Below are 20,451 nucleotides of genomic sequence, written 5' to 3' on the forward strand. Positions count from 1 at the left end.
TCCCCTTATCCTGATGCAGGAGGAGAAGCATGATTTCTCTCACTCGTTTAAACGGTAAAGCCATCATCCTTAATGCTATTTTGATTGAATTGATTGAAGAGACGCCAGACACCATGATTACTTTGACGACAGGGAAGAAGATCACAGTTCTTGAAAAGGCAGAGGTCGTGGTAAGCTTAGTGCGGACCTACATGCAGGAAATTGGCTCAGTACGAGCGACGATTATGTCAAGGGATGCGGAGGGTTCGTAATTGTTTAAGAATAAAATTTTCATACTGATCGTATCGATTTTAATTGCTATCACATTAATTTTGACCGCTGCATTCGTTTTGTGGAATTTTATGGAAAAGAGTAATCAATCCAAAGATCCTGCGGTCCAAGCACAAGATGCTGTAGCAAGTGTGAAACCGACAAAAGCACCTTCTGCTGAAGCGGTTAAGGCGAACACGGCAATCATCAAAGATATTTTGACCAATTTATCAGGCAGCCAAAATTTCATTAAAATTAGTTTCGCGTTCGAGTTGGAAAACTCTAAAGGCAAAACGGAATTTGACAGTTTGTTGGATTCTGCTGTGAAAGGGACGATCGTTCAAACCCTGGGAGATTTAACAAAGGATCAAATCGAAGGAAGCAAAGGGTCGGATAGTTTAACGGCTACGTTGATGAACAAATTAAACCCACTGCTGCACGAAGGTAAAATAAAGCAAATTTGGATAACTGATAAAGTGCTTCAATAAATCTGCTATTGATTTTGCTAAAAGGAGGTGACTCTAATGGTTGATGTTTTGTCGCAAAATGAGATCGATGCCTTGTTGGCGGCATTGTCCTCTGGCGAAATGGATGCGGATGAACTCAAAAAAGAAGAGACGCAGAAGAAAGTAAGGGCTTATGATTTTAAAAGAGCTGTGCGCTTCTCCAAGGACCATATTCGAAGTTTGACTCGAATTCACGAAAACTTTGCGCGGTTCCTAACCACTTATTTCTCAGCGCAGCTACGTACATTTGTACAAATTAGTGTGGTTCAGGTTGAACAATTGCCTTACGATGAATTTATTCGTTCGATCCCGAAAATGACCATTTTGAACATCTTTGAAGCGGAGCCTTTAGAGGGTCGGATGGTACTTGAAGTGCATCCCAATGTTGCGTTTGCGATGTTAGATCGTTTGCTAGGTGGTGCAGGTACAACTCCTACGAAGATTAATGCTTTAACTGAGATTGAAACCATTGTAATGGAACGTATTTTTAGCCGGGCTTTCGACAGCCTGCAAGAGGCATGGAAAACTGTTATTGATATTCAGCCTAGATTAGAGGCACTTGAAACAAATCCACAGTTTATGCAGATTGTTTCTCCCAATGAAACGATCGCATTGATCTCATTGAGTACCAAAATTGGTGATACGACAGGGATGATTAATTTATGCATACCGCATGTGGTCATCGAACCGATCATGCCTCGACTTTCTGTGCATCACTGGTTTGTTTCACAGAAGAAGACGAGAGCACCTGAAGAAGTGGAAGCACTTCAATCCCGCTTGGAAAAAACCAAGCTACCCCTCATTGCAGAATTGGGTTCGTCCGAAATTTCAATTCGAGATTTCTTAGGCTTAACGGTCGGCGATGTGATCCCGCTGCAAAAATCCGTCGAAGAATCGCTTCAAGTCAAAGTGGGCGAGAAGCTGAAATATCTCGGTAGCCCTGGTATCTTAAAAGGAAAGATGGCTGTTCAAATTACAGATATCGTAAATGAAGGAGAAGAAGATTATGACGAATAATAGAGATTATTTGTCCCAGGAAGAGATCGATGCTTTGTTGAGACAGTCTTCGGACGATAGTTCAGCCTCTTCTTTTCATGGGTCTCCTCAAGTTGAAGATTTTTTATCTTCCTTAGAGCAAGACGCACTAGGTGAAATTGGTAACATCACATTTGGCAGTGCAGCTACAGCTCTTTCTACCTTGCTTGGTAAAAAAGTCGACATCACGACGCCAAAGGTATCGATTATCAGTAAAGATGAATTGCAAGAGCAATTTCCGAAACCACATGTGGCTGTACATGTAAACTATGTGGATGGCTTCGATGGCATTAACTTGTTAGTGATCAAAACGCGCGATGCCCAAGTCATTGCTGACTTAATGATGGGTGGAGACGGTACTGGCGGAGATGAACATCTAAGCGAAATTCATATTAGTGCCGTGCAAGAAGCGATGAATCAAATGATGGGATCTTCAGCAACATCCATGTCTACCATATTTAATCGATTTGTCAATATCTCACCTCCAGGAATCGACATATTAAATTTGTCGAAAGGAGAAGGAAAACTACCCGACGAGGACGTATTTATAAAGATATCGTTCCGACTTATCATTGGCGACCTTATTGATTCTAATATCATGCAATTATTACCTGTTCCTTTTGCCAAAGAAATGGTATCGATCCTCATGGGTGGCGATTCTGAGTCTTCAATGGAAGCTGCACCTGCTGCACAAGCGCCGGCGCCTTCACCAGCGCCTATGCAGGAAGTACATACACCGCCCCCTGCAGCTGCTCAACCTATGTATGAGCAACCTATGTATCAACAACAGCAGCCAGTGTATGAACAACCTATGTACCAACAGCCTATGCAACCACCAATGCAGCCGCCAATGGGGCAGCCGATGTATCCGCCGCAGCAACCTATGTACCAGCAGCCACCTGCTTCTTACGGAGGGATGCCAAATCGCAATGTCAATGTCCAACCTGTTCAGTTTGGAAATTTACAATCAGGTGGATTAGGGCATACGGATGATACGAACCTGAATTTACTACTGGATATACCGCTTAAGGTAACAGTAGAGTTAGGCAGAACACACAAGGTGATTAAAGACATCTTGGAACTCTCCCAGGGATCGATTATCGAATTGGATAAACTGGCAGGTGAACCGGTAGACATCTTAGTTAACAATAAGCTGATTGCCAAGGGCGAAGTCGTTGTCATCGATGAAAACTTCGGAGTTCGTGTAACCGACATTGTGAACCAGTGGGAACGAATTCAAAAGTTACAATAATTTAATCTTAGGGGGACTTTATTCATGGCTAACCGTATTCTAATTGTAGATGATGCTGCTTTCATGAGAATGATGATTCGTGATATTTTGACAAAAAATGGTTACGAGGTTTGTGGAGAAGCGAATGATGGTGCACAAGCTATCGAAAAATACAAAGAGTTGAAACCGGATCTGATTACAATGGATATCACAATGCCAGAGATGGATGGTATTCAAGCTTTGAAGGAAATTAAGAAAATTGAACCTAGCGCTAAAGTAATCATGTGCTCAGCGATGGGACAACAAGCAATGGTAATTGACGCCATTCAAGCTGGTGCGAAGGACTTTATCGTGAAGCCTTTCCAAGCAGACCGTGTTATTGAAGCTATTAAAAAGACTCTAGGTTAAGCCGTCTTCGTTCGGTCGAGTCTTACATACACCGAAAGGATTGTGGATATGAGAAGACTCTGCTCGAAAAGACTGCTAACAGGCATACTCGGTTTAACCGCAATGTTGTATACAAGGTCCGTCGGTTTTGCTGAAACTGAACCCGGGCAAGGACTTCCAACAACGGATTATCCGAGTACCGATCCAACGGGGACGTTTGGGATGATTTTTAAGGTCATATTCTTCTTGATTTTAATTATTCTCCTTTTCTATGTGCTAATTAGGTACGTAGCGAAGAAAAATAAAGGAACAATGTTTGGGAACTCAATTCGATCTTTAGGTGGAGTTCCCCTAGGCCAAAATAAATCCATTCAAATCGTTGAAATTGGACATTCGCTCTTCGTAGTTGGCGTCGGAGATAACATCCAGCTGTTGGATAAAATCAATGACGCCGATGAAGTAGCATACATCACTGAACTTCTGATTTCTTCTCAGGATGATCGAATGGGATTCGGATCTGTTAGCAAGTGGATCAGTAAACTGCCAATTAGAAAAAAAGACATCGAAGAAGAAGTAGAAATTAACTCTGCCTTTCAGCAAGTATTTCATGATAAGCTACAGCGTGTAACTAATCGTAATCGAAATGTAGAAGAATGGCTTTCTGATCAAAAACAAAAAGATCGGTTGAATGATGAATGAAACGAAATAAAATTGTTTTTACACTTCTCATTGTGTTGATTTCTGTGTTTCTACTCTCTTTGACAGCATCAGCTGCGGAGACCGATCCTAACAATCCGATTCCAGGTTTAAACGTAAACATTGGGACTGGAGGGACAGCCGGAGGGTCATCTAACACAGTAACACTATTGCTGCTGTTAACCGTTTTGAGTCTTGCACCATCTTTTCTCATTCTAATGACTAGTTTTACAAGAATAGTCATTGTGCTCGGTTTCGTCCGTACTTCACTAGGGACCCAGCAGATGCCACCTAACCAGGTTCTAATCGGACTCGCTCTGTTTTTAACCTTCTTTATCATGTCTCCAACTTTAGGAGAAGTGAATCAAGTAGCTCTTCAACCTTATATGAAGGGTGAAATCAATCAAACCCAGGCTTTCGAGAAGGCTTCATTGCCTATGAAAAAGTTTATGTTCAAGCATACGCGTCAGAAGGATTTAAAGTTATTTTTAGATTACACCAAGGCAAAGGCACCTACAGGTGTGGAAGATATTCCGCTAACTTCATTAGTTCCTGCTTATGCGATTAGTGAGTTGAAATCTGCTTTCCAAATGGGATTCATGATATTCATTCCGTTCCTGGTCATTGATATGGTCGTTTCCAGCACCTTGATGGCAATGGGGATGATGATGCTGCCGCCTGTTATGATTTCATTACCGTTTAAGATTCTACTTTTTATCTTGGTAGATGGCTGGTATCTTGTGGTGAGATCATTACTCCTAAGCTATAGTTGAGGATCAAGATATCGGAGGTTTCTTAAATGGGGTCGGAATTTGTAATAAGAATTGCTGGTGAAGCTGTTTACACGGTGCTTAAAGCAAGTGCTCCCATGCTTGTCATTGGGCTTGTCGTAGGTCTGATTATAAGTATTTTTCAGGCGACAACACAGATTCAAGAGCAAACGCTAGCTTTTGTTCCCAAAATCGTCGCTGTGCTGCTGTCAATCCTCATCTTTGGTCCGTGGATCATGAACACACTGGTTGATTTTACGTTCAATTTACTCAACAACCTTTACAAATTCGTTGGATAGGTTGTGAGCGCGATGACATTAGTTTTTCAGGCAATCCCTATTTTTTTGCTTATCTTTTGTCGAATTACATCATTCTTTGTCGTGGTGCCGATTCTATCTTCTAGAAACGTGCCCATGATGTTCAAGATCGGTCTATCCGTATTCATCTCATTTCTTATTTTTGCGAGTATGGGGTTGGATAAGCCCATTCCGATGGATGGTGAATATGTTCTTTTGATTATTCGTGAAATGCTGATCGGCATTTTGCTTGGTTTTCTTGCCTATCTCTTTTTTTCGGTTATTCAAACCGCCGGTTCTCTGATGGACATGCAAATTGGTTTCAGTATGGCAAGCGTAATAGACCCGCTAACAGGGGCTTCAACGCCAATGTTAGGTAACCTCAAGTATATGATTGCCGTGCTGTTATTCCTTTCATTTGACGGTCATCATTACCTACTTAGAGCGATTATGGATAGTTATAAGTGGGTTCCGTTGGACAACCAGTTGTTTGCTCGGATGTACAGCGGTGAGATATCTGACTTTTTGTTTCATTCTTTGACCAAAATGTTTTATCTTTCGTTTCAACTTGCTGCACCGATTATTGCCGCTCTTTTTCTAACCGATTTAGGTTTAGGGCTGTTAACGAGGGTTGCTCCGCAATTTAACATTTTTGTTATCGGTGCGCCGCTAAAAATGATTCTAGGCTTTTTCTTACTTGTTGTTTTATTCCCGGAATTAATTTCACAATTCCAATCTTTGTTCTCAACTATTTTCGAAATCATGGAGAAGCTGCTTGGGCTCATCAGTGGAACACAGCAACCATCTCCCTAGGCAGGAGGAAAGCCGTGTCCCAACAACGTCGTTTGCAGCTTGATTTACAATGGTTTGCTGGGGAAAAGACGGAGCCAGCTACGGCGAGGAAAAGGCAGGATGCACGCAAGAAAGGGCAAGTTGCGAAAAGTATGGACTTACCCGCGGCACTTATTTTGCTCTTTTCTTTCTTGTCGTTTCTAATGTTTGGTAGATACATGAAAGAGAAGATAATTAACATTTTTCGCAATGTATATGAGAATGAACTGACGATGGATATTACGGCTAGCAATGTTCAAGCGCTTTTCGCCGATTTGGTCAAGCAAGGATTTTTTATCTTAGGTCCTATCTTTCTGCTGGCTGTGATTATCGCTTTTATTGCGAATTATGCGCAAATCGGGTTCATGTTTATCGGTGACCCCTTGATGATGAAATTCAATAAGATTAATCCATTAGAAGGATTTAAACGGATCTTTTCTTTACGAACAGTGATGGAATTTTTGAAGTCTACATTGAAATTGACAATTATCGGTTATGTTGTTTACACGACATTAATGGGAGAAAAGGCTAGATTGTTGGGGTTGGGACATGCTCCACTAGAAAGCACATTCTCGTTTATCGCTTCGATTACCTTAAAATTAGGTATAAAGATTGGCGCAATTCTCATCGTACTTGCCATTTTTGACTACATTTATCAAAAATATGAACATGAGAAAAGTCTTAGAATGTCCAAGCAGGACATCAAAGATGAGTATAAGAAAAGTGAGGGAGATCCCTTCATTAAAGGAAAGATTCGTGCGAAGCAGCGCCAGATGGCGATGCAGCGAATGATGCAGGAAGTTCCTAAAGCGGATGTCATTATTACGAATCCAACTCACTTTGCAGTTGCTCTTAAATATGATTCCACCAATATGCAAGCCCCTACCGTTATTGCAAAAGGCGCCGATTACGTTGCTTTGAAAATCAAAGAAGTTGCCAAGAACAACGGTATTATTACAATGGAAAACAAACCGCTTGCTCGTGCGATCTTTGCACAGGTGGAAATAGGAGACTCAATTCCGGCTGAGCTGTTCCAAGCTGTCGCAGAAGTGTTGGCGTATGTATATAAAATGAAGGGCAAGACGAATTAATAAGAAGGGGGGTACAATCTAATGAGAGTCAAGGATTTGTTCGTTCTTATAGGCATTATCGGTATTGTTTTAATGATGATTGTACCAGTTCCAATCCCTTTGTTGGATTTTCTTCTAATAATTAATATCTCTATTGCTTTAATGATTATTTTGGTTGCCATGAACACGCAAGAAGCCTTGCAATTTTCTATCTTCCCGTCTCTACTCTTGATCACTACGTTGTTTCGGTTAGCGCTAAACGTGTCGACAACACGAAATATTTTGTCTCATGCAGAAGCAGGCGACGTGGTCAGAACTTTTGGTTCTTTCGTAGCGCAAGGAAATATCGTCGTAGGATTTGTCGTATTCCTTATCCTTGTCTTAGTTCAATTCATCGTAATTACCAAAGGTTCTGAGCGCGTTGCCGAGGTTGCAGCTAGATTTACGCTCGATGCGATGCCGGGTAAACAAATGAGTATCGATGCGGATCTGAATGCCGGATTGATAAATGAGGTTCAAGCACGCGAACGAAGACAGAAGATTGAGCGAGAAGCAGATTTCTACGGGGCCATGGATGGTGCCAGCAAATTCGTAAAAGGGGATGCTATTGCTGGTATTGTTATTTTGGTCATCAATTTGATTGGTGGCTTTATCATTGGGATGACGATGAAAGGCATGGATTTCTCCGAAGCCCTTCAAACCTTTTCGATTCTAACGATTGGAGATGGACTCGTCTCCCAAATTCCAGCACTACTGATTTCAACGGCTGCTGGTATTATCGTCACAAGAGCATCTTCAGAAGGAAACTTAGGTACTGATGTGACCAAGCAGTTAACTTCACAACCTAAACTACTTTATATTGTTGCAGGTACGCTAGTGATGCTGGGGATTTTTACACCGATCCATTGGTTTACGACTTTTCCGATTGCCGGATTGTTGGTTTTCGCCGGGTACAAAATGCAAAAGAACTTGGAACGAGAAGCCATCAAAGAAGAACAATTGGTGGAAGAGCAGCAAATCGAGGAAGTTCGAAGTCCCGAAAGTGTTATCTCTTTACTGCAAGTTGATCCGATTGAATTTGAATTTGGTTACGGCTTAATTCCACTCGCGGATACGCAGCAAGGTGGAGATTTACTTGATCGAATTATTTTAATTCGTAGGCAATGCGCACTTGAATTAGGGGTTGTCGTACCTGTAATTCGCATACGCGACAATATTCAACTGCGCCCGAACGAGTATATCATCAAAATTAAAGGCAATACGGTGGCACGCGGCGAACTACTCCTTAATCACTATCTGGCCATGAGCCCAGGAATTGATGATGATTCAATTGCCGGTATTGAGACAACGGAGCCTGCTTTTGGATTGCCTGCCATCTGGATCGATGAAGTGACCAAAGAGCGAGCCGAGTTATCAGGATACACTGTTGTTGATCCTCCTTCTGTAGTAGCTACTCATCTAACAGAAGTTATTAAGAAACATACACATGAGCTTCTTGGACGCCAAGAAACGAAAGCGCTCATCGATAATGTTCGCGAATCTTACCCTGCGCTTGTGGATGATCTTATCCCTTCCGTATTGTCGATTGGTGATGTTCAAAAAGTGTTGGCTAAGCTGCTTAAGGAGAAAATTTCTGTTCGCGACTTGGTTACTATTCTGGAGACACTTGCCGATTATGGCGCTTATACGAAAGACCCTGAGATCTTGACGGAATATGTCAGACAATCATTATCCAGACAGATTACGCAGCAATTCACGTCATTGGGAGATTCATTGAAAGTTATTACAGTAGGCCCGTCTGTGGAAAAGAAAATAGCTGATTCTGTACAGCAGTCCGATCAGGGAAGCTATTTGGCCCTAGACCCGTCCTCATCTCAAATTATTTACCATCGCGTAAGCGAACAAGTAAGCAAATTAATTCAATCTGGGCAACAGCCTGTTATTTTAACCTCACCAACGATTCGGATGTACTTGAGACAACTGCTTGAAAGAACGCTGCAAGACATTCCCGTTTTATCATACAGCGAGTTAGAGCCTAGCGTAGAAATTCAGAGCATGGGGGTAGTCAATTTATGAGAGTAAAAAGATATGTTGTTGATTCCATGCCTGATGCCTTGCAGAAAATTCGCACTGATTTAGGGAAGGATGCAGTGATTCTTAACACCAAAGAAATTCGCACAGGCGGATTTCTTGGTATGTTTGGCAAGAAAAAGATTGAGGTCATAGCTGCTATTGATAATACGAATTCTAATACAGCACCGACTGCACCCAAGGTTACATCGCAACTTCAGCAGCAGAAGCAGCAGTCAATGATTTCTCATGTGTATGCGGCAAAGTCTCAGCCTCATCAGTCAGATTTTCCGGAAGTACCGGATGTTCTCGTGAATGTTTCGGCAGAAAATGAGCCCGTTGCTGCCAAATTTGTTGTAGATACAGCCTCATCTTTAACTCAAACGTCGCAACAAACCTATACACCGGCATCGGTCAATGCGCCTAATAAGATTAGCTACCAAAAGGACGAGCAGCTTATTGAGGAACTTAAACAGATGAAAGAGATGATGAAGAAGTTAACACAAGCATCGGATGTGTTCGCACTCCCTGAGCCTCTTCAAAAACTTGAACAGCGATTAAGTGATCAAGAAGTAGATCATAAGCTAATACGTCAAATTATGGATGAGACTGTCGCTGATTTTCAACTTGCAGATGAGCCGGTGACAGAAGAAAGTGCTGTACAACTGGTTAAAGCTAAGCTGGCTCAGGTTTTTCAGTCCGACCATAGCAAGAAAATTTCACCGAATACGCGTGTTGTTCATTTTGTGGGACCGACTGGAGTCGGTAAGACGACGACTATTGCGAAACTGGCTGCTGAACAAGTATTGAAGTATCAACGCAAGGTTGGATTTATTACTTCAGACACTTACCGTATTGCGGCTATCGAACAATTAAAAACGTATGCCACCATTTTGAACGTTCCATTAGAAGTTGTCTTTTCCCCGCAAGATTTAGTAAAAGCATTTCAAAACCTAGCGGATTGTGATGTTATTTTCATGGATACAGCCGGTCGCAATTTTCGTAATGAAATGTACGTCTCGGAGCTTAATTCATTGCTCAAAACACAAGGCAGCAGCGAGACGATCCTTGTGCTTAGCTTAACAACGAAATATAGAGATATGAAGGCAATTACGAACAACTTCAACAAATTTAAGCTGGATAAAGTCATTTTCACCAAAATGGATGAAACGGATTCTTACGGAGCTATTGTTAATATTGTTCATGAGTTCTCTCTTCAAATCTCGTATGTGACCAATGGTCAGAGCGTGCCGGATGACATTACAGAATTGAATGAGTGGCAAATCATTGATTTGTTATTGGAGGAACCTAGAGCATGAAGGATCAAGCAGAAGGGTTACGGAACCTGGTTCAAATTCAGAATGATAAAGGCACAAAATCGACCAGGATTATTACCGTGACTAGCGGAAAGGGCGGCGTAGGGAAATCGAATGTTACGCTGAACTTTGCTTTAGCGCTTCAGTCCCAAGGTTATAAGGTTCTTGTTTTTGATGCCGACTTAGGGCTTGCCAATATTGATGTGTTGATGGGCATTTCCTCTAAGTACAATTTGTATCACTTGTTGAAAAAGGAAAAAACCATTTGGGAAATCATCCAAAAAGGTTCGAATGATTTAGATTTCATTGCAGGTGGCTCTGGTTTCAACGATCTGCTTCGTTTAACGGAAGACGAACTGGATTACTTTGCTGAGCAGGTGATGCAGCTTAACGGTTATGTTGATTTCATCATTTTTGACACGGGTGCTGGTTTGTCAAAAGAAACATTGAAATTCATTCTGGCGGCTGAGGAAACTTTCGTGGTAACGACTCCAGAACCAACTTCCATTACGGATGCTTATGCGATCATCAAAATGGTTAACTCGATGGGACACGATGTGTCCTTTAAGTTAATCATAAACCGGGTTGCGGATCGAAAAGAAGGCAAACAAACAGCGGACAAAATCGCTTTGGTGGCCAAACAATTCTTAGGCATCCAGGTTCCTACACTAGGTTTTGTGGAAGATGATGCGTCTGTGTCAAAAGCTGTAAAAAGGCAAGTTCCCTTTACCATTGCTTTTCCAAACTCGGTCGCAGCTAGAAGCTTACAATCGCTTGTAGTCGATTATATCAAAGGTTATCACGTCGTTGATACTTCTTCTCCTGGTGTCAAGGGCTTTTTGAATAAAATGATGCGACTTTTGAAATAGGAATTTCGCGAGTTATGTCGAATTAGCACATAAAGGGAGGGAAACAGCATGGCACAATATAACATACTAGTTGTAGATGACTCCGTCTTTATGCGAAAAATAATTAGCGATCTGATTTCAGATAATCCTCAGTATAACATCATTGGAACTGCCAAAAATGGACAAGAAGCTATTGACCAAGTGAAGCTTCTACGGCCTGATGCCGTCACAATGGATGTAGAAATGCCTGTGATGAACGGGTTGGATGCATTGCAGCGCATTATGGCTGAGCAGCCAACTCCGGTAATCATGATAAGCTCTTTAACCGAGGAAGGGGCGGCAGAAACGATTAAAGCGCTTGAATGGGGTGCTGTCGACTTTATTCGAAAGCCATCGGGTTCCATCTCATTGGACTTATATAAAGTAAAGCAGCTGCTGCACGAAAAACTGCACATGGCTGTTCGAACCAAGTTGAGATCATTTCAGCCCATTCAGCAGCCAATCGTAGCGCCTAGAAGTAATTTAGCTCCTCTTCTACTTAATAAAGTCAGTACACTGAAACAGTTAGATGCGAAGAAAACGTTGGCAGAAAATTCACCGAATTTTGAGCATCTAGTTGCAATTGGAACTTCTACGGGTGGACCACGAGCCTTGCACCAAGTGATCTCCAGTATCCCGGCAGGGTTTCCTGCTCCGATCCTTATTGTCCAACATATGCCGCCTAATTTCACGAAGTCATTAGCTCAGCGGTTGAATGACATCTCTCAGATTCAAGTTGTAGAAGCAGCTGAGGGGGATGTTCTCAAAACGGCAACGGCTTATGTTGCTCCGGGAGGTTGGCATATGATTGTATACAAAGATGTTAATCATACATACAAAATTAAATTAACAAAAGAAGAACCTCGTTCTGGCCACCGTCCTTCGGTGGATGCCCTCTTTGAGTCCTTGCTTGGCCTGAATGAGTTGAAGAGGCACATCGTCTTGATGACGGGGATGGGTAGCGATGGCGCCAGGGGAATGCTTTCCTTAAGGCAATCGGGTGCAGCAACAACCATTGCGGAGTCTGAAGAAACGTGTGTAGTTTATGGCATGCCTCGGGCTGCCGTAGAGATGCAAGCGGCAATGCACGTACTTCCACAGCATCATATTGCTGCCCGCTTGGCGCAATGTGTACTTCCTTAATTGATGGAACAATGCAAGCAAGTTACTTAAAGATCCTATTGGAGGTGTGTGGTTTTGGAACTTAGTCAATATTTATCCATGTTTATCGATGAGTCGAAAGAACACTTGCAATCTTTGAATGAGAACTTACTAAGTTTAGAAAGCAACCCTCAAGATATTAGCATTGTACATAATATTTTTCGTTCTGCGCATACGTTGAAGGGCATGTCTGCAACAATGGGTTTTGAGGATATCGCTTCTCTCACGCATGAAATGGAAAACGTTCTGGACATGGTCCGCAATAGTAAAATCGAAATGAATGATTTCATTTTTGACTGTATTTTTAAAAGTTTAGATTCCTTAGAGTCTATGGTGGAAGACATTATCCAAGGTGGCACTGGAAAAGCGGATGTTACGCCGATTGTCGTATCACTGAGATCCATTGTGACTGGAGAATACTTAACAGCTTCAACTAAAGCTGTTGCGGCAGTAAAGGAACCAGCTAAAGGCATTGAAGTAGACGAATTTCAATTCTCCATTCTTCAGCAATCAATTGATGCGGGTTTTCTTGTTTTCTACGTAGAAGTTAACGTCAATGAGAACTGTGTACTAAAAGCCGCACGTGCTTATATGGTTTTTGATGCTTTGGAAAGAATGGGTGAGATCGTCAAAGCGACGCCATCTGTGCAAGAGATCGAGCAAGAGAAATTCGACCGCTCATTCTCGCTTTATTTTATATCCAAAGTTGATCACGCAACACTAGAAAAAGAGATTCTTAATGTTTCAGAGATTGAATCTGCTGTAATTATTACGGTTGATTCCGAATCCTTGGTAGAACTATCCCGTCCTCGCAGCGAAGTTGAAGCGGCAAGGAAAGAAATCGCTGCTGCTGTAGCGGCTGTAGAGGCACCAACTCCTGTTGTTGCTGTTACGAGTACTCCAGTTGCGGCAGAACCAGTGGCAGCAGCTAAACCGGCAGCTGGCGGAGCACCTGTTGCAAGCCGTACCATTCGCGTTGATATTGAACGTCTTGACGCATTAATGAATCTTTTTAGCGAGTTATTAATTGACCGTGTGCGTTTGGAACAACTGGCGAGTGAAGTTAAGCGTAATGATTTAACAGAAACCGTCGAACACATGTCTAGAGTAAGCAGCGACTTGCAAAATATTGTGCTTAAACTTCGCATGGTGCCTGTAGACTCCGTATTCAATCGTTTCCCGCGGATGATCAGGGATCTGGCGAAATCACTAGATAAGAAAGTAGATTTAGTGATCACAGGTGCAGAAACGGAATTAGACCGTACCGTTATCGATGAGATTGGCGACCCGCTTGTTCACTTGCTGCGTAACGCGGTTGATCATGGTATTGAGTCGATTAGTGACCGTGTAGCTGTAGGGAAAAGTGAACATGGAACCATCCAACTTCGTGCTTTCCATAGCGGCAATCATGTTTTTATCGAAATAGAAGAAGATGGAAGAGGCATTTATAGAGAGAAAGTATTAAAAACGGCACTGAAAAATGGACTTGTAACGGCTGAGCAAGCCGCAAAGCTGACGGATAAAGAAGTTTACAATTTACTGTTCGCCTCTGGCTTCAGTACGGCTGAAAAAATTTCAGATATTTCTGGTCGCGGCGTAGGACTTGATGTCGTGAAAACCAAGATTCAAATGCTTGGCGGACATGTGCAAGTTGACTCGAAGCCTGGCGTAGGAAGTAAATTCTCTGTCCAGCTCCCGCTTACACTTTCTATTATTTCAGCTATGTTAGTACGGCTTGGCAGCGAGAAATATGCGATACCGTTATCCTCTATCGTGGAAACTTCTGCGATCCAGAAAAATCAAATTCGCAACATCCACGGTAACAAAATGGTGGATTACCGCAAATCCGTTATTCCTCTCGTATCTTTGAGCACGTTGTTTGAAGTGCCGGATTTTAATGAGGATCTCGAAGAAGAAACCGAAATTGTGGTTGTTCGTAAAGGGGACAAGCAGGTTGCTTTGATGGTTGATGAATTTATCGGCCAACAAGAGATTGTTCTCAAAACATTAGGTAAGTATTTAACAGGACTATTTGCGATCTCAGGTGCTACGATTCTTGGAGATGGGCAAGTGGCTTTGATTATTGATCCAAACGCATTGATTAAATAACTACATAATTCTAAGGAGGATCTTACAATGGGAGAAGAAAAAAAGGTAATCGTCTTCGCACTTGGATCGGAAGAGTATGGCGTGGAAGTCGAGAAAGTCAGAACGATTGAAAGAATGCAGCCGATGACGCGTGTTCCAAAAGCACCTGAGTTTGTTAAAGGTGTAATTAATCTTCGTGGTGTAGTCATTCCGATTATCAATCTGCGCTCACGTTTTGGACTCGAAGAGCAAGCGATTTCTGATGCTTCTCGGATTATCATCGTGTCTGCAGGTGAGTTTGAAGTGGGTTTAATCGTAGATTCAGCTAATGACGTGATTGACCTGGATACCGATAACATTGATACTCCACCAGAAATTGTTGGCGGCATCAAAGCAAAATATCTGGATGGCATAGCTCGGGTCGGCGAGGAAAGATTGTTAGTGCTGCTTAATTTAGAGCAGGTTTTAAACCGCGACGAAATTTTACAGTTAGAAAGATTAGGGGACTAACTTGTGGACGTTTTTAGTCAGTTGGCAGATTTTCAAATGGATGTTCTCAAGGAAGTTGGCAATATAGGTGCGGGGCATGCTGCTACCGCCTTATCTACACTATTGGACAAACCGATCGATATGCTTGTACCCAAAGTCAGGATGCTTCCTTTTGAAGAAATTTGTGAAAGTGTTGGCGGGGCTGAGACGGTTGTTCTGGCCATTTTCTTACGAGTAGAAGGAGACGCTCCAGGGAATATGTTCTTTATCCTCAATTTAGATGCCGCCAAAAATATACTGCGGGACCTGATTGGTTTGAAAATTGAAGATCAAGAAGAATATTCGGAGCTGGAGTTATCTGCGTTAAACGAAATAGGCAATATCCTTGCCGGATCCTATCTTTCTTCTCTTGCTGATTTTACTAACTTGAACATGCAGCCTACAGTCCCAGCATTAGCGATTGATATGGCAGGTGCCATATTAAGTTATGGTTTATTGCAATTTGGTCAAATGGGAGATCAGGCTCTTCTCATTGACACCAAATTTTTGGAAGGGGAAAGTGAAGTACAAGGGCATTTCTTCCTAATTCCTGATCCGGAATCGTTTGGCAAAATATTTTCGGCATTAGGAGTAGATTCTTCATGACCCAAGATAATTTGATTAAAGTAGGCATGGCTGACTTGAATGTTGCTCACCTGACAGGTGTGTTGAAAACAACAGGTTTAGGCTCATGTGTAGGGGTTACGCTTTATGATAGCCGCGTGAAAGTAGCGGGAATGGCACATGTCATGCTGCCATCCTCTGAAATCGCCCGCGAAGGTTCCTTAAACATTGCGAAATATGCGGACACCGCCATTCCTGAGTTAATCTCCAGAATGGAGCAGCTTGGAGCCACCGTTAGCAAGCTCGAGGCTAAGCTTGCAGGCGGTGCCCAAATGTTTGCATTCGCAGGGAATAATGATACGATGAGAATTGGCCCGAGAAATGTAGAATCCTGTAAGGAAATGTTGAATAAATACAGAATTCCAATTCGTGCGGAGGATACAGGAGCGAATTACGGTCGAACGATAGAATTTAATAGTGAAACCGGTATTCTAGTCATTCGAAGCGTCCAATTAGGAGTGAAAGAAATTTAATGATGATTGGTACTATTCGACTAAATTTCATTGTAGCAGGGTTGGCGGGTTTATTAACTTTTGGCTTATCGATTGGCAATAATTTATTCCTAACTTCCTGTCTAAAAACGTTATACAGTTTTCTTATTTTATTTATACTTACCTTTGGCTTTCGGTGGGTGCTAGGTCTGATGATTGGGGCTGAACACGCGGCAGGACACGCACAATATGCGAATATGACGCCAGACTCATCCGTTGGTCAAACGTTGGATTTGACAACACCAGAAGATGAGGAAACACGTGAACTATTGAAAGCTAATATGGGCAATAAACATACGCCTTCATCAGCTGACATGCAATTTTCACCACTGAATCCACCTAAGTTAGTCACCAAGAATAATCTGGAACCTGAACAACTGGCGGGTGCCCTACGGCGAATGTCAGAAGACTAAGGATGGTGAAACGTAAATCATGATCGAACAAAAGCAATCACAACTAGCGAATTTCGACTTATGGAAGCAGTGGAAAGAGGAAGGCTGGGTTCCCGCTAAGCAGGCACTGATTGAGAGTTACTTGCCTTTAGTCGATTATGTTTCAGGACGTCTCGCCATTGGACTTCCCAAAAGTGTCTCGAAAGAGGACCTGTCCAGCTATGGCGTGATGGGTCTTATTGATGCCGTGGAGAAATTTGATTATGCCCGCGGCCTACAATTTGAAACTTACGCATCCTGGCGAATCCGTGGCTCGATTATCGATGGCCTCAGGCAAGGAGATTGGGTCCCGCGCTCTGTTCGAGAAAAGGCCAAAAAGGTTGAAGATGCTTATCAAAAGCTTGAACAACAGTATCTTCGTTCTGTAACAGATGCCGAGATTAGCGCATACTTGCAGGTCAGTGAGCAAGATTTCCAACAGATGCTTCAAGATATCTCTATTACGACGGTGTGTTCGATTGATGATCCAATTCGAGAAGAAGATTCGGAAACGCGGCTCTCGTTGCTTGTCGATGAAAAAGCTAAAAATCCGGAGTTTCAAGTGAATGAGTTTTATTTGAAAGACTCGCTGGCCAAAGCTATTGAGCGTTTGACAGAGAAGGAACGTACTGTGGTTTCGTTATTTTATTTCGAGGAACTCTCTTTAAGTGAAATCGCCGAAGTTATGAGCTTATCTCCTTCGCGCATTTCGCAACTACATTCGAAAGCGATTCTTCGTTTAAAGGGCGTACTTAGCCGGTTTAAGAATCAGCTATTCCAGGATACATAACATAAACTTGCTAAAGTTGAAGGGTGGAATTCCATGCTTGAGAGGAACATGCCTTTAGATTATTACATCAGTATTTCCATCTCGGATGATAAATTGTCAGCATTTTTACTTATAAATAATATGGATGATACTTTAATAGTAACAACTGCTGAGTTAGAAGAATTAACTCAAAAAAACCGTATAGTACATGGCTTGAATCGACCGCTGTTAGCTCAAATAGCTGCAAATCCTAAAGCTTTTTATCAACAAAAAGTAGTTATCGCTGTTGGGACGAAGGCAGAACCAGGTGTTAACGGTTATATTTCTTATACGTTTGATTTGGATGATAATGACAAAAAACCTCAAGAGCTGGATGACGGCAGAGTAAATTATAAAGAAGTGGTATCTCTAAATAATGTGAAAAAAGGACAACTGATTGGACAACGTTTTTTAGCTACCGAAGGTACTCCGGGACGTGCAGTGACAGGTGAGACGATTTTTAGTAAAGCTGGGAAAGAAGCTCGTTTTAAAATTGGTAAGAATGTGATTGCAGACGCCGAACAAAAGGGGCTATATGCCCTGATTGATGGGATGGTTGTGAAAACCGATCGAGATAAGATTAATGTATTTCCTGTGTATGAAGTGAATGGAGATGTAGATTATCATATTGGAAATATTGATTTTATCGGTACTGTTGTTGTCCGCGGCAATGTGCTGCCAGGGTTTAAGATTCGTGCTTCCGGCGATATTCGTGTCACTGGTGGCGTAGAAGCCGCAGAGCTTGAAGCGGATGGCTCTATCGAGATAAATGCCGGTATTGTAGGTCAAAATAAAGCTTTCGTTAAAGCCGGAAAAAATGTAAAGAGCTCTTTTATTCAAGATGCGACCGTTGAAGTATTAGGGGAGTTAAAAGTTTCTCAGAGCATTATGCATTCTACCATTCGAGCTGGTAAAGCAGTTAATTGTAATGGAGCAAAGGGACTGATTGTTGGAGGCACCATACAAGCTGGTGAACGTGTGACAGCACGTACAATTGGAAACTCCATGTCAACTACAACGGTCATTGAAGTGGGGGTATTGCCAGAACTCCGCAATGAAATGATTCATTTGCGTAATCAGTTGAGAGTTTTTGTGGAGAATATGGACAAAACAGATAAAGCCCTTTCATTGCTTGATACTTTGGCTGCTGCGGGTCAGCTCACTCCGGATAAACTTGCAATGCGCGTTAAATTGAATCATACCAAGAGACAAGGTATCGAAGAGCAAAATACGATCAAGGAACGTATTCTTGAGATCGAAAAATCATTAGAAGATTCCGATCAAGCGAAGGTTGAAGTTTTGTCGACGGTTTACGGGGGAACTAAGATTGTCATTGGGCGCTATACGAAATTCATCAAAGATTCGACTAATCGAATGACATTCCGTTTGCATGAGGGAGATATTTATATGAGTGCATACGTGTGAGTGAAGGAGTGGGTAAGCGATGAGTTTTAAAGCCATCGATTTACAGTTCGCTGTACACAAGAACGATGAGGCGGGAATTCGTCAGAATCAACTGATGCAGAAACCACGCCAAGATGAAACGATCCTAGAAAATCAGGCTGCACAATTGACTGAAAAAGATCGACAACGCAGCAGTAAGCTTGAAGAAAGCGCTAGAACGGATATCAACGATCATGGCGGGCAGAAGCAGCAGATGGCTGAGAAGAAGCCCAAGAACAAAAAGCTTTCGTCTTCATCAGATTCTATAGAACATGAACATCAACCGAATCATCCATACAAAGGGCATCATATTGATTTATCCTTATAAGGCGTTATCTCATTAAAAAGAAAAAGGTGAACATAAGTGGCTATGCAGCCGTGGATGTATGTCGTACTTCTAGGATTGGTCGTGATTGTTTACGCACGTTTTCTGCCTAAGGAACAAGCGGCAGCCTCCGGCAAGATGACGGTCGTTCAAGAGATTGAGGAAACGATAGAACACTTTGCCGCTGAGATGGATGAGCAAAATCAATCACTGCTGGACCTGTTTTCGAAAACCAAACAAGATTACGAGGTTGAACTTGCGAAGCTGGCAGGCAGGCTGGAAACTTTGGAGAAGCAGAAACATGAGCTTTCCCAAGAGTTGACCAAAGTTCATATCAAAGATCAAGGAAACTCTGCTTTAGTTACTACGATTGATCCAGGGCTCGGGCAACAGGCAGCCGCGGGAGAACCCCAAATCACAAATTCTTCTTTGGTTGAAGAATCAGCTGCTGCTGAAGAAGAGCCGGTTTATGTTGGTCTGAGTATGAAAAGCCGATATGCGGAGCTATTTTCTCTACACGATCAAGGAAAAGGTGTTGAAGCTATCGCTAAGAAATTAGGGATGAATAAAGGTGAAGTTAGTTTGATCTTGCAGCTTTCCCGACAGGAGGAGACGACCCGTGCTTAAAAATCGTTCATATCTTTTAGGCATTGGGACTGGCATCATCGTCGGTGCCTTATTGCTGCAAGTGATGTCCGTTCGGGCAAGCGCACCGGGCAAATCTGGTCTCGCTCTTGACGAAATGGATCCTCAGAAGTTGAAAGAAGAAACAGCTAAATACTATCAAGTTTTTGATTTAGGCACTAAAATGTATACGCAAGCTGAAGTGGATGCTTCTGTTCAAAAAAAGGTGAAAGAAGAAACGGACAAACTAGCTGCAGCTAAGCCTCAAGATCAGCCTAAGACAGAGACCGTTGTTAGAACAGTTGTTTACGTACAGCCAAATCTTGATGCAACTGCTGTTAGCGAACTTCTCGTGAAATCCGGTCTGATTACGGACCGAAAAGCATTTGCCACTGAACTCCAAAAGCAAGGCGGAAACAGCAAATTGCAAGTTGGCTTTCACGTGTTTGAAGGGCAAATGGATATGCAGCAAGTTGTGTCGAATCTCATAACATCCCAGCAGTAGACGCTCAAATTGATCATTATTTTGAGGTCTTTTTTTATTGAAACACGCCTATTGTCACGGGAAAATACGAAATCGACAA

The 20,451-nt window shown here is 42.3% G+C and carries 24 protein-coding genes; all 24 read left to right on the forward strand.

The genetic code is table 11. The annotated features are described in order from the left end of the window. Positions 1 to 29: 29 nt before the first annotated feature. Positions 30 to 251, forward strand: a complete 222-nt coding sequence (locus ACUN27_RS15455; protein ID WP_127451068.1) for a flagellar FlbD family protein — start codon at positions 30 to 32, stop codon at positions 249 to 251. Continuing rightward, positions 252 to 737: a flagellar basal body-associated FliL family protein gene (locus tag ACUN27_RS15460; protein WP_315951084.1), complete on the forward strand. Its 486-nt coding sequence runs from the start codon at positions 252 to 254 to the stop codon at positions 735 to 737. It abuts the gene before it with no gap. Positions 738 to 773: 36 nt separating this feature from the next. Then, positions 774 to 1,772: a flagellar motor switch protein FliM gene (gene fliM, locus ACUN27_RS15465; protein WP_445559162.1), complete on the forward strand. Its 999-nt coding sequence runs from the start codon at positions 774 to 776 to the stop codon at positions 1,770 to 1,772. Further along, positions 1,762 to 3,042: a flagellar motor switch phosphatase FliY gene (gene fliY / locus ACUN27_RS15470; protein ID WP_326063847.1), complete on the forward strand. Its 1,281-nt coding sequence runs from the start codon at positions 1,762 to 1,764 to the stop codon at positions 3,040 to 3,042. The genes fliM and fliY overlap by 11 nt, the downstream gene beginning before the upstream one ends. Before the next feature lie 24 nt (positions 3,043 to 3,066). Then, positions 3,067 to 3,429 carry a response regulator gene (locus ACUN27_RS15475; RefSeq protein ID WP_127451060.1) on the forward strand — a complete coding sequence of 121 codons (363 nt, stop codon included), beginning with the start codon at positions 3,067 to 3,069 and terminating at the stop codon, positions 3,427 to 3,429. Positions 3,430 to 3,531: 102 nt separating this feature from the next. Next, a complete protein-coding gene (locus ACUN27_RS15480) occupies positions 3,532 to 4,107 on the forward strand; it encodes a flagellar biosynthetic protein FliO (protein WP_445559163.1) in 576 nt (191 codons plus the stop codon). Continuing rightward, positions 4,104 to 4,877, forward strand: coding sequence for a flagellar type III secretion system pore protein FliP (gene fliP, locus ACUN27_RS15485; protein ID WP_315951079.1), 774 nt, complete (start codon positions 4,104 to 4,106; stop codon positions 4,875 to 4,877). Before ACUN27_RS15480 ends, fliP begins: the two co-directional genes overlap by 4 nt. A 26-nt stretch (positions 4,878 to 4,903) precedes the next feature. Beyond that, on the forward strand, positions 4,904 to 5,173 hold the full coding sequence (gene fliQ / locus ACUN27_RS15490; protein WP_127451055.1) for a flagellar biosynthesis protein FliQ: 270 nt from the start codon (positions 4,904 to 4,906) through the stop codon (positions 5,171 to 5,173). A 12-nt stretch (positions 5,174 to 5,185) separates the two neighbouring features. Then, complete coding sequence (gene fliR / locus ACUN27_RS15495) at positions 5,186 to 5,983, forward strand: flagellar biosynthetic protein FliR (RefSeq protein ID WP_315951078.1); 798 nt, start codon at positions 5,186 to 5,188, stop codon at positions 5,981 to 5,983. Between the two features lie 14 nt (positions 5,984 to 5,997). Then, positions 5,998 to 7,092 (forward strand): flagellar biosynthesis protein FlhB, encoded by a 1,095-nt coding sequence (flhB, locus tag ACUN27_RS15500; protein ID WP_315951077.1) that lies wholly within the window; start codon positions 5,998 to 6,000, stop codon positions 7,090 to 7,092. 21 nt (positions 7,093 to 7,113) lie between these two features. Beyond that, positions 7,114 to 9,147 carry a flagellar biosynthesis protein FlhA gene (gene flhA, locus ACUN27_RS15505; protein WP_315951076.1) on the forward strand — a complete coding sequence of 678 codons (2,034 nt, stop codon included), beginning with the start codon at positions 7,114 to 7,116 and terminating at the stop codon, positions 9,145 to 9,147. Then, a complete protein-coding gene (flhF, locus tag ACUN27_RS15510) occupies positions 9,144 to 10,460 on the forward strand; it encodes a flagellar biosynthesis protein FlhF (protein ID WP_326060291.1) in 1,317 nt (438 codons plus the stop codon). The genes flhA and flhF overlap by 4 nt, the downstream gene beginning before the upstream one ends. Continuing rightward, positions 10,457 to 11,326 carry a MinD/ParA family protein gene (locus tag ACUN27_RS15515; protein WP_315951074.1) on the forward strand — a complete coding sequence of 290 codons (870 nt, stop codon included), beginning with the start codon at positions 10,457 to 10,459 and terminating at the stop codon, positions 11,324 to 11,326. The genes flhF and ACUN27_RS15515 overlap by 4 nt, the downstream gene beginning before the upstream one ends. A 48-nt stretch (positions 11,327 to 11,374) precedes the next feature. Further along, positions 11,375 to 12,487, forward strand: a complete 1,113-nt coding sequence (locus ACUN27_RS15520) for a protein-glutamate methylesterase/protein-glutamine glutaminase (protein ID WP_315951073.1) — start codon at positions 11,375 to 11,377, stop codon at positions 12,485 to 12,487. Positions 12,488 to 12,541: 54 nt separating this feature from the next. After that, entirely contained in the window at positions 12,542 to 14,614 is a 2,073-nt protein-coding gene (locus ACUN27_RS15525) for a chemotaxis protein CheA (protein WP_315951072.1), read from the forward strand. A 27-nt stretch (positions 14,615 to 14,641) separates the two neighbouring features. Further along, positions 14,642 to 15,103 (forward strand): chemotaxis protein CheW, encoded by a 462-nt coding sequence (locus ACUN27_RS15530; RefSeq protein ID WP_157321214.1) that lies wholly within the window; start codon positions 14,642 to 14,644, stop codon positions 15,101 to 15,103. Positions 15,104 to 15,139: 36 nt separating this feature from the next. Beyond that, the gene (locus tag ACUN27_RS15535; protein ID WP_157322246.1) at positions 15,140 to 15,727 is read left to right on the forward strand and encodes a chemotaxis protein CheC; all 588 of its coding nucleotides are present in this window, start codon (positions 15,140 to 15,142) and stop codon (positions 15,725 to 15,727) included. Beyond that, positions 15,724 to 16,218, forward strand: a complete 495-nt coding sequence (locus tag ACUN27_RS15540; protein ID WP_315951071.1) for a chemotaxis protein CheD — start codon at positions 15,724 to 15,726, stop codon at positions 16,216 to 16,218. The genes ACUN27_RS15535 and ACUN27_RS15540 overlap by 4 nt, the downstream gene beginning before the upstream one ends. Next, on the forward strand, positions 16,218 to 16,649 hold the full coding sequence (locus tag ACUN27_RS15545) for a hypothetical protein (protein ID WP_315951070.1): 432 nt from the start codon (positions 16,218 to 16,220) through the stop codon (positions 16,647 to 16,649). The genes ACUN27_RS15540 and ACUN27_RS15545 overlap by 1 nt, the downstream gene beginning before the upstream one ends. 19 nt (positions 16,650 to 16,668) lie before the next feature. Further along, positions 16,669 to 17,457 (forward strand): FliA/WhiG family RNA polymerase sigma factor, encoded by a 789-nt coding sequence (locus tag ACUN27_RS15550; protein ID WP_157321209.1) that lies wholly within the window; start codon positions 16,669 to 16,671, stop codon positions 17,455 to 17,457. Between the two features lie 33 nt (positions 17,458 to 17,490). Then, the gene (locus ACUN27_RS15555) at positions 17,491 to 18,900 is read left to right on the forward strand and encodes a DUF342 domain-containing protein (RefSeq protein WP_315951069.1); all 1,410 of its coding nucleotides are present in this window, start codon (positions 17,491 to 17,493) and stop codon (positions 18,898 to 18,900) included. A 19-nt stretch (positions 18,901 to 18,919) separates the two neighbouring features. After that, positions 18,920 to 19,246, forward strand: coding sequence for a hypothetical protein (locus ACUN27_RS15560; RefSeq protein WP_315951068.1), 327 nt, complete (start codon positions 18,920 to 18,922; stop codon positions 19,244 to 19,246). 36 nt (positions 19,247 to 19,282) lie between these two features. After that, on the forward strand, positions 19,283 to 19,870 hold the full coding sequence (locus tag ACUN27_RS15565; RefSeq protein WP_326060287.1) for a hypothetical protein: 588 nt from the start codon (positions 19,283 to 19,285) through the stop codon (positions 19,868 to 19,870). Next, positions 19,863 to 20,372: a hypothetical protein gene (locus tag ACUN27_RS15570; protein WP_315951066.1), complete on the forward strand. Its 510-nt coding sequence runs from the start codon at positions 19,863 to 19,865 to the stop codon at positions 20,370 to 20,372. Before ACUN27_RS15565 ends, ACUN27_RS15570 begins: the two co-directional genes overlap by 8 nt. The last annotated feature ends 79 nt before the right edge of the window (positions 20,373 to 20,451 follow it).

This window comes from Paenibacillus sp. WC2504 (genome assembly GCF_052682475.1).

Coding starts and splice junctions, on each gene's coding strand:
- ACUN27_RS15555 (WP_315951069.1), top strand. CDS start 17,491: ATGCTTGAGAGGAACATGCCTTTAGATTATTACATCAGTATTTCCATC.
- ACUN27_RS15515 (WP_315951074.1), top strand. CDS start 10,457: ATGAAGGATCAAGCAGAAGGGTTACGGAACCTGGTTCAAATTCAGAAT.
- ACUN27_RS15455 (WP_127451068.1), top strand. CDS start 30: ATGATTTCTCTCACTCGTTTAAACGGTAAAGCCATCATCCTTAATGCT.
- flhF (WP_326060291.1), top strand. CDS start 9,144: ATGAGAGTAAAAAGATATGTTGTTGATTCCATGCCTGATGCCTTGCAG.
- fliM (WP_445559162.1), top strand. CDS start 774: ATGGTTGATGTTTTGTCGCAAAATGAGATCGATGCCTTGTTGGCGGCA.
- ACUN27_RS15550 (WP_157321209.1), top strand. CDS start 16,669: ATGATCGAACAAAAGCAATCACAACTAGCGAATTTCGACTTATGGAAG.
- fliQ (WP_127451055.1), top strand. CDS start 4,904: ATGGGGTCGGAATTTGTAATAAGAATTGCTGGTGAAGCTGTTTACACG.
- ACUN27_RS15520 (WP_315951073.1), top strand. CDS start 11,375: ATGGCACAATATAACATACTAGTTGTAGATGACTCCGTCTTTATGCGA.
- flhA (WP_315951076.1), top strand. CDS start 7,114: ATGAGAGTCAAGGATTTGTTCGTTCTTATAGGCATTATCGGTATTGTT.
- ACUN27_RS15475 (WP_127451060.1), top strand. CDS start 3,067: ATGGCTAACCGTATTCTAATTGTAGATGATGCTGCTTTCATGAGAATG.
- fliR (WP_315951078.1), top strand. CDS start 5,186: ATGACATTAGTTTTTCAGGCAATCCCTATTTTTTTGCTTATCTTTTGT.
- ACUN27_RS15535 (WP_157322246.1), top strand. CDS start 15,140: ATGGATGTTCTCAAGGAAGTTGGCAATATAGGTGCGGGGCATGCTGCT.
- ACUN27_RS15530 (WP_157321214.1), top strand. CDS start 14,642: ATGGGAGAAGAAAAAAAGGTAATCGTCTTCGCACTTGGATCGGAAGAG.
- ACUN27_RS15540 (WP_315951071.1), top strand. CDS start 15,724: ATGACCCAAGATAATTTGATTAAAGTAGGCATGGCTGACTTGAATGTT.
- ACUN27_RS15560 (WP_315951068.1), top strand. CDS start 18,920: ATGAGTTTTAAAGCCATCGATTTACAGTTCGCTGTACACAAGAACGAT.
- fliY (WP_326063847.1), top strand. CDS start 1,762: ATGACGAATAATAGAGATTATTTGTCCCAGGAAGAGATCGATGCTTTG.
- ACUN27_RS15545 (WP_315951070.1), top strand. CDS start 16,218: ATGATGATTGGTACTATTCGACTAAATTTCATTGTAGCAGGGTTGGCG.
- fliP (WP_315951079.1), top strand. CDS start 4,104: ATGAAACGAAATAAAATTGTTTTTACACTTCTCATTGTGTTGATTTCT.
- ACUN27_RS15480 (WP_445559163.1), top strand. CDS start 3,532: ATGTTGTATACAAGGTCCGTCGGTTTTGCTGAAACTGAACCCGGGCAA.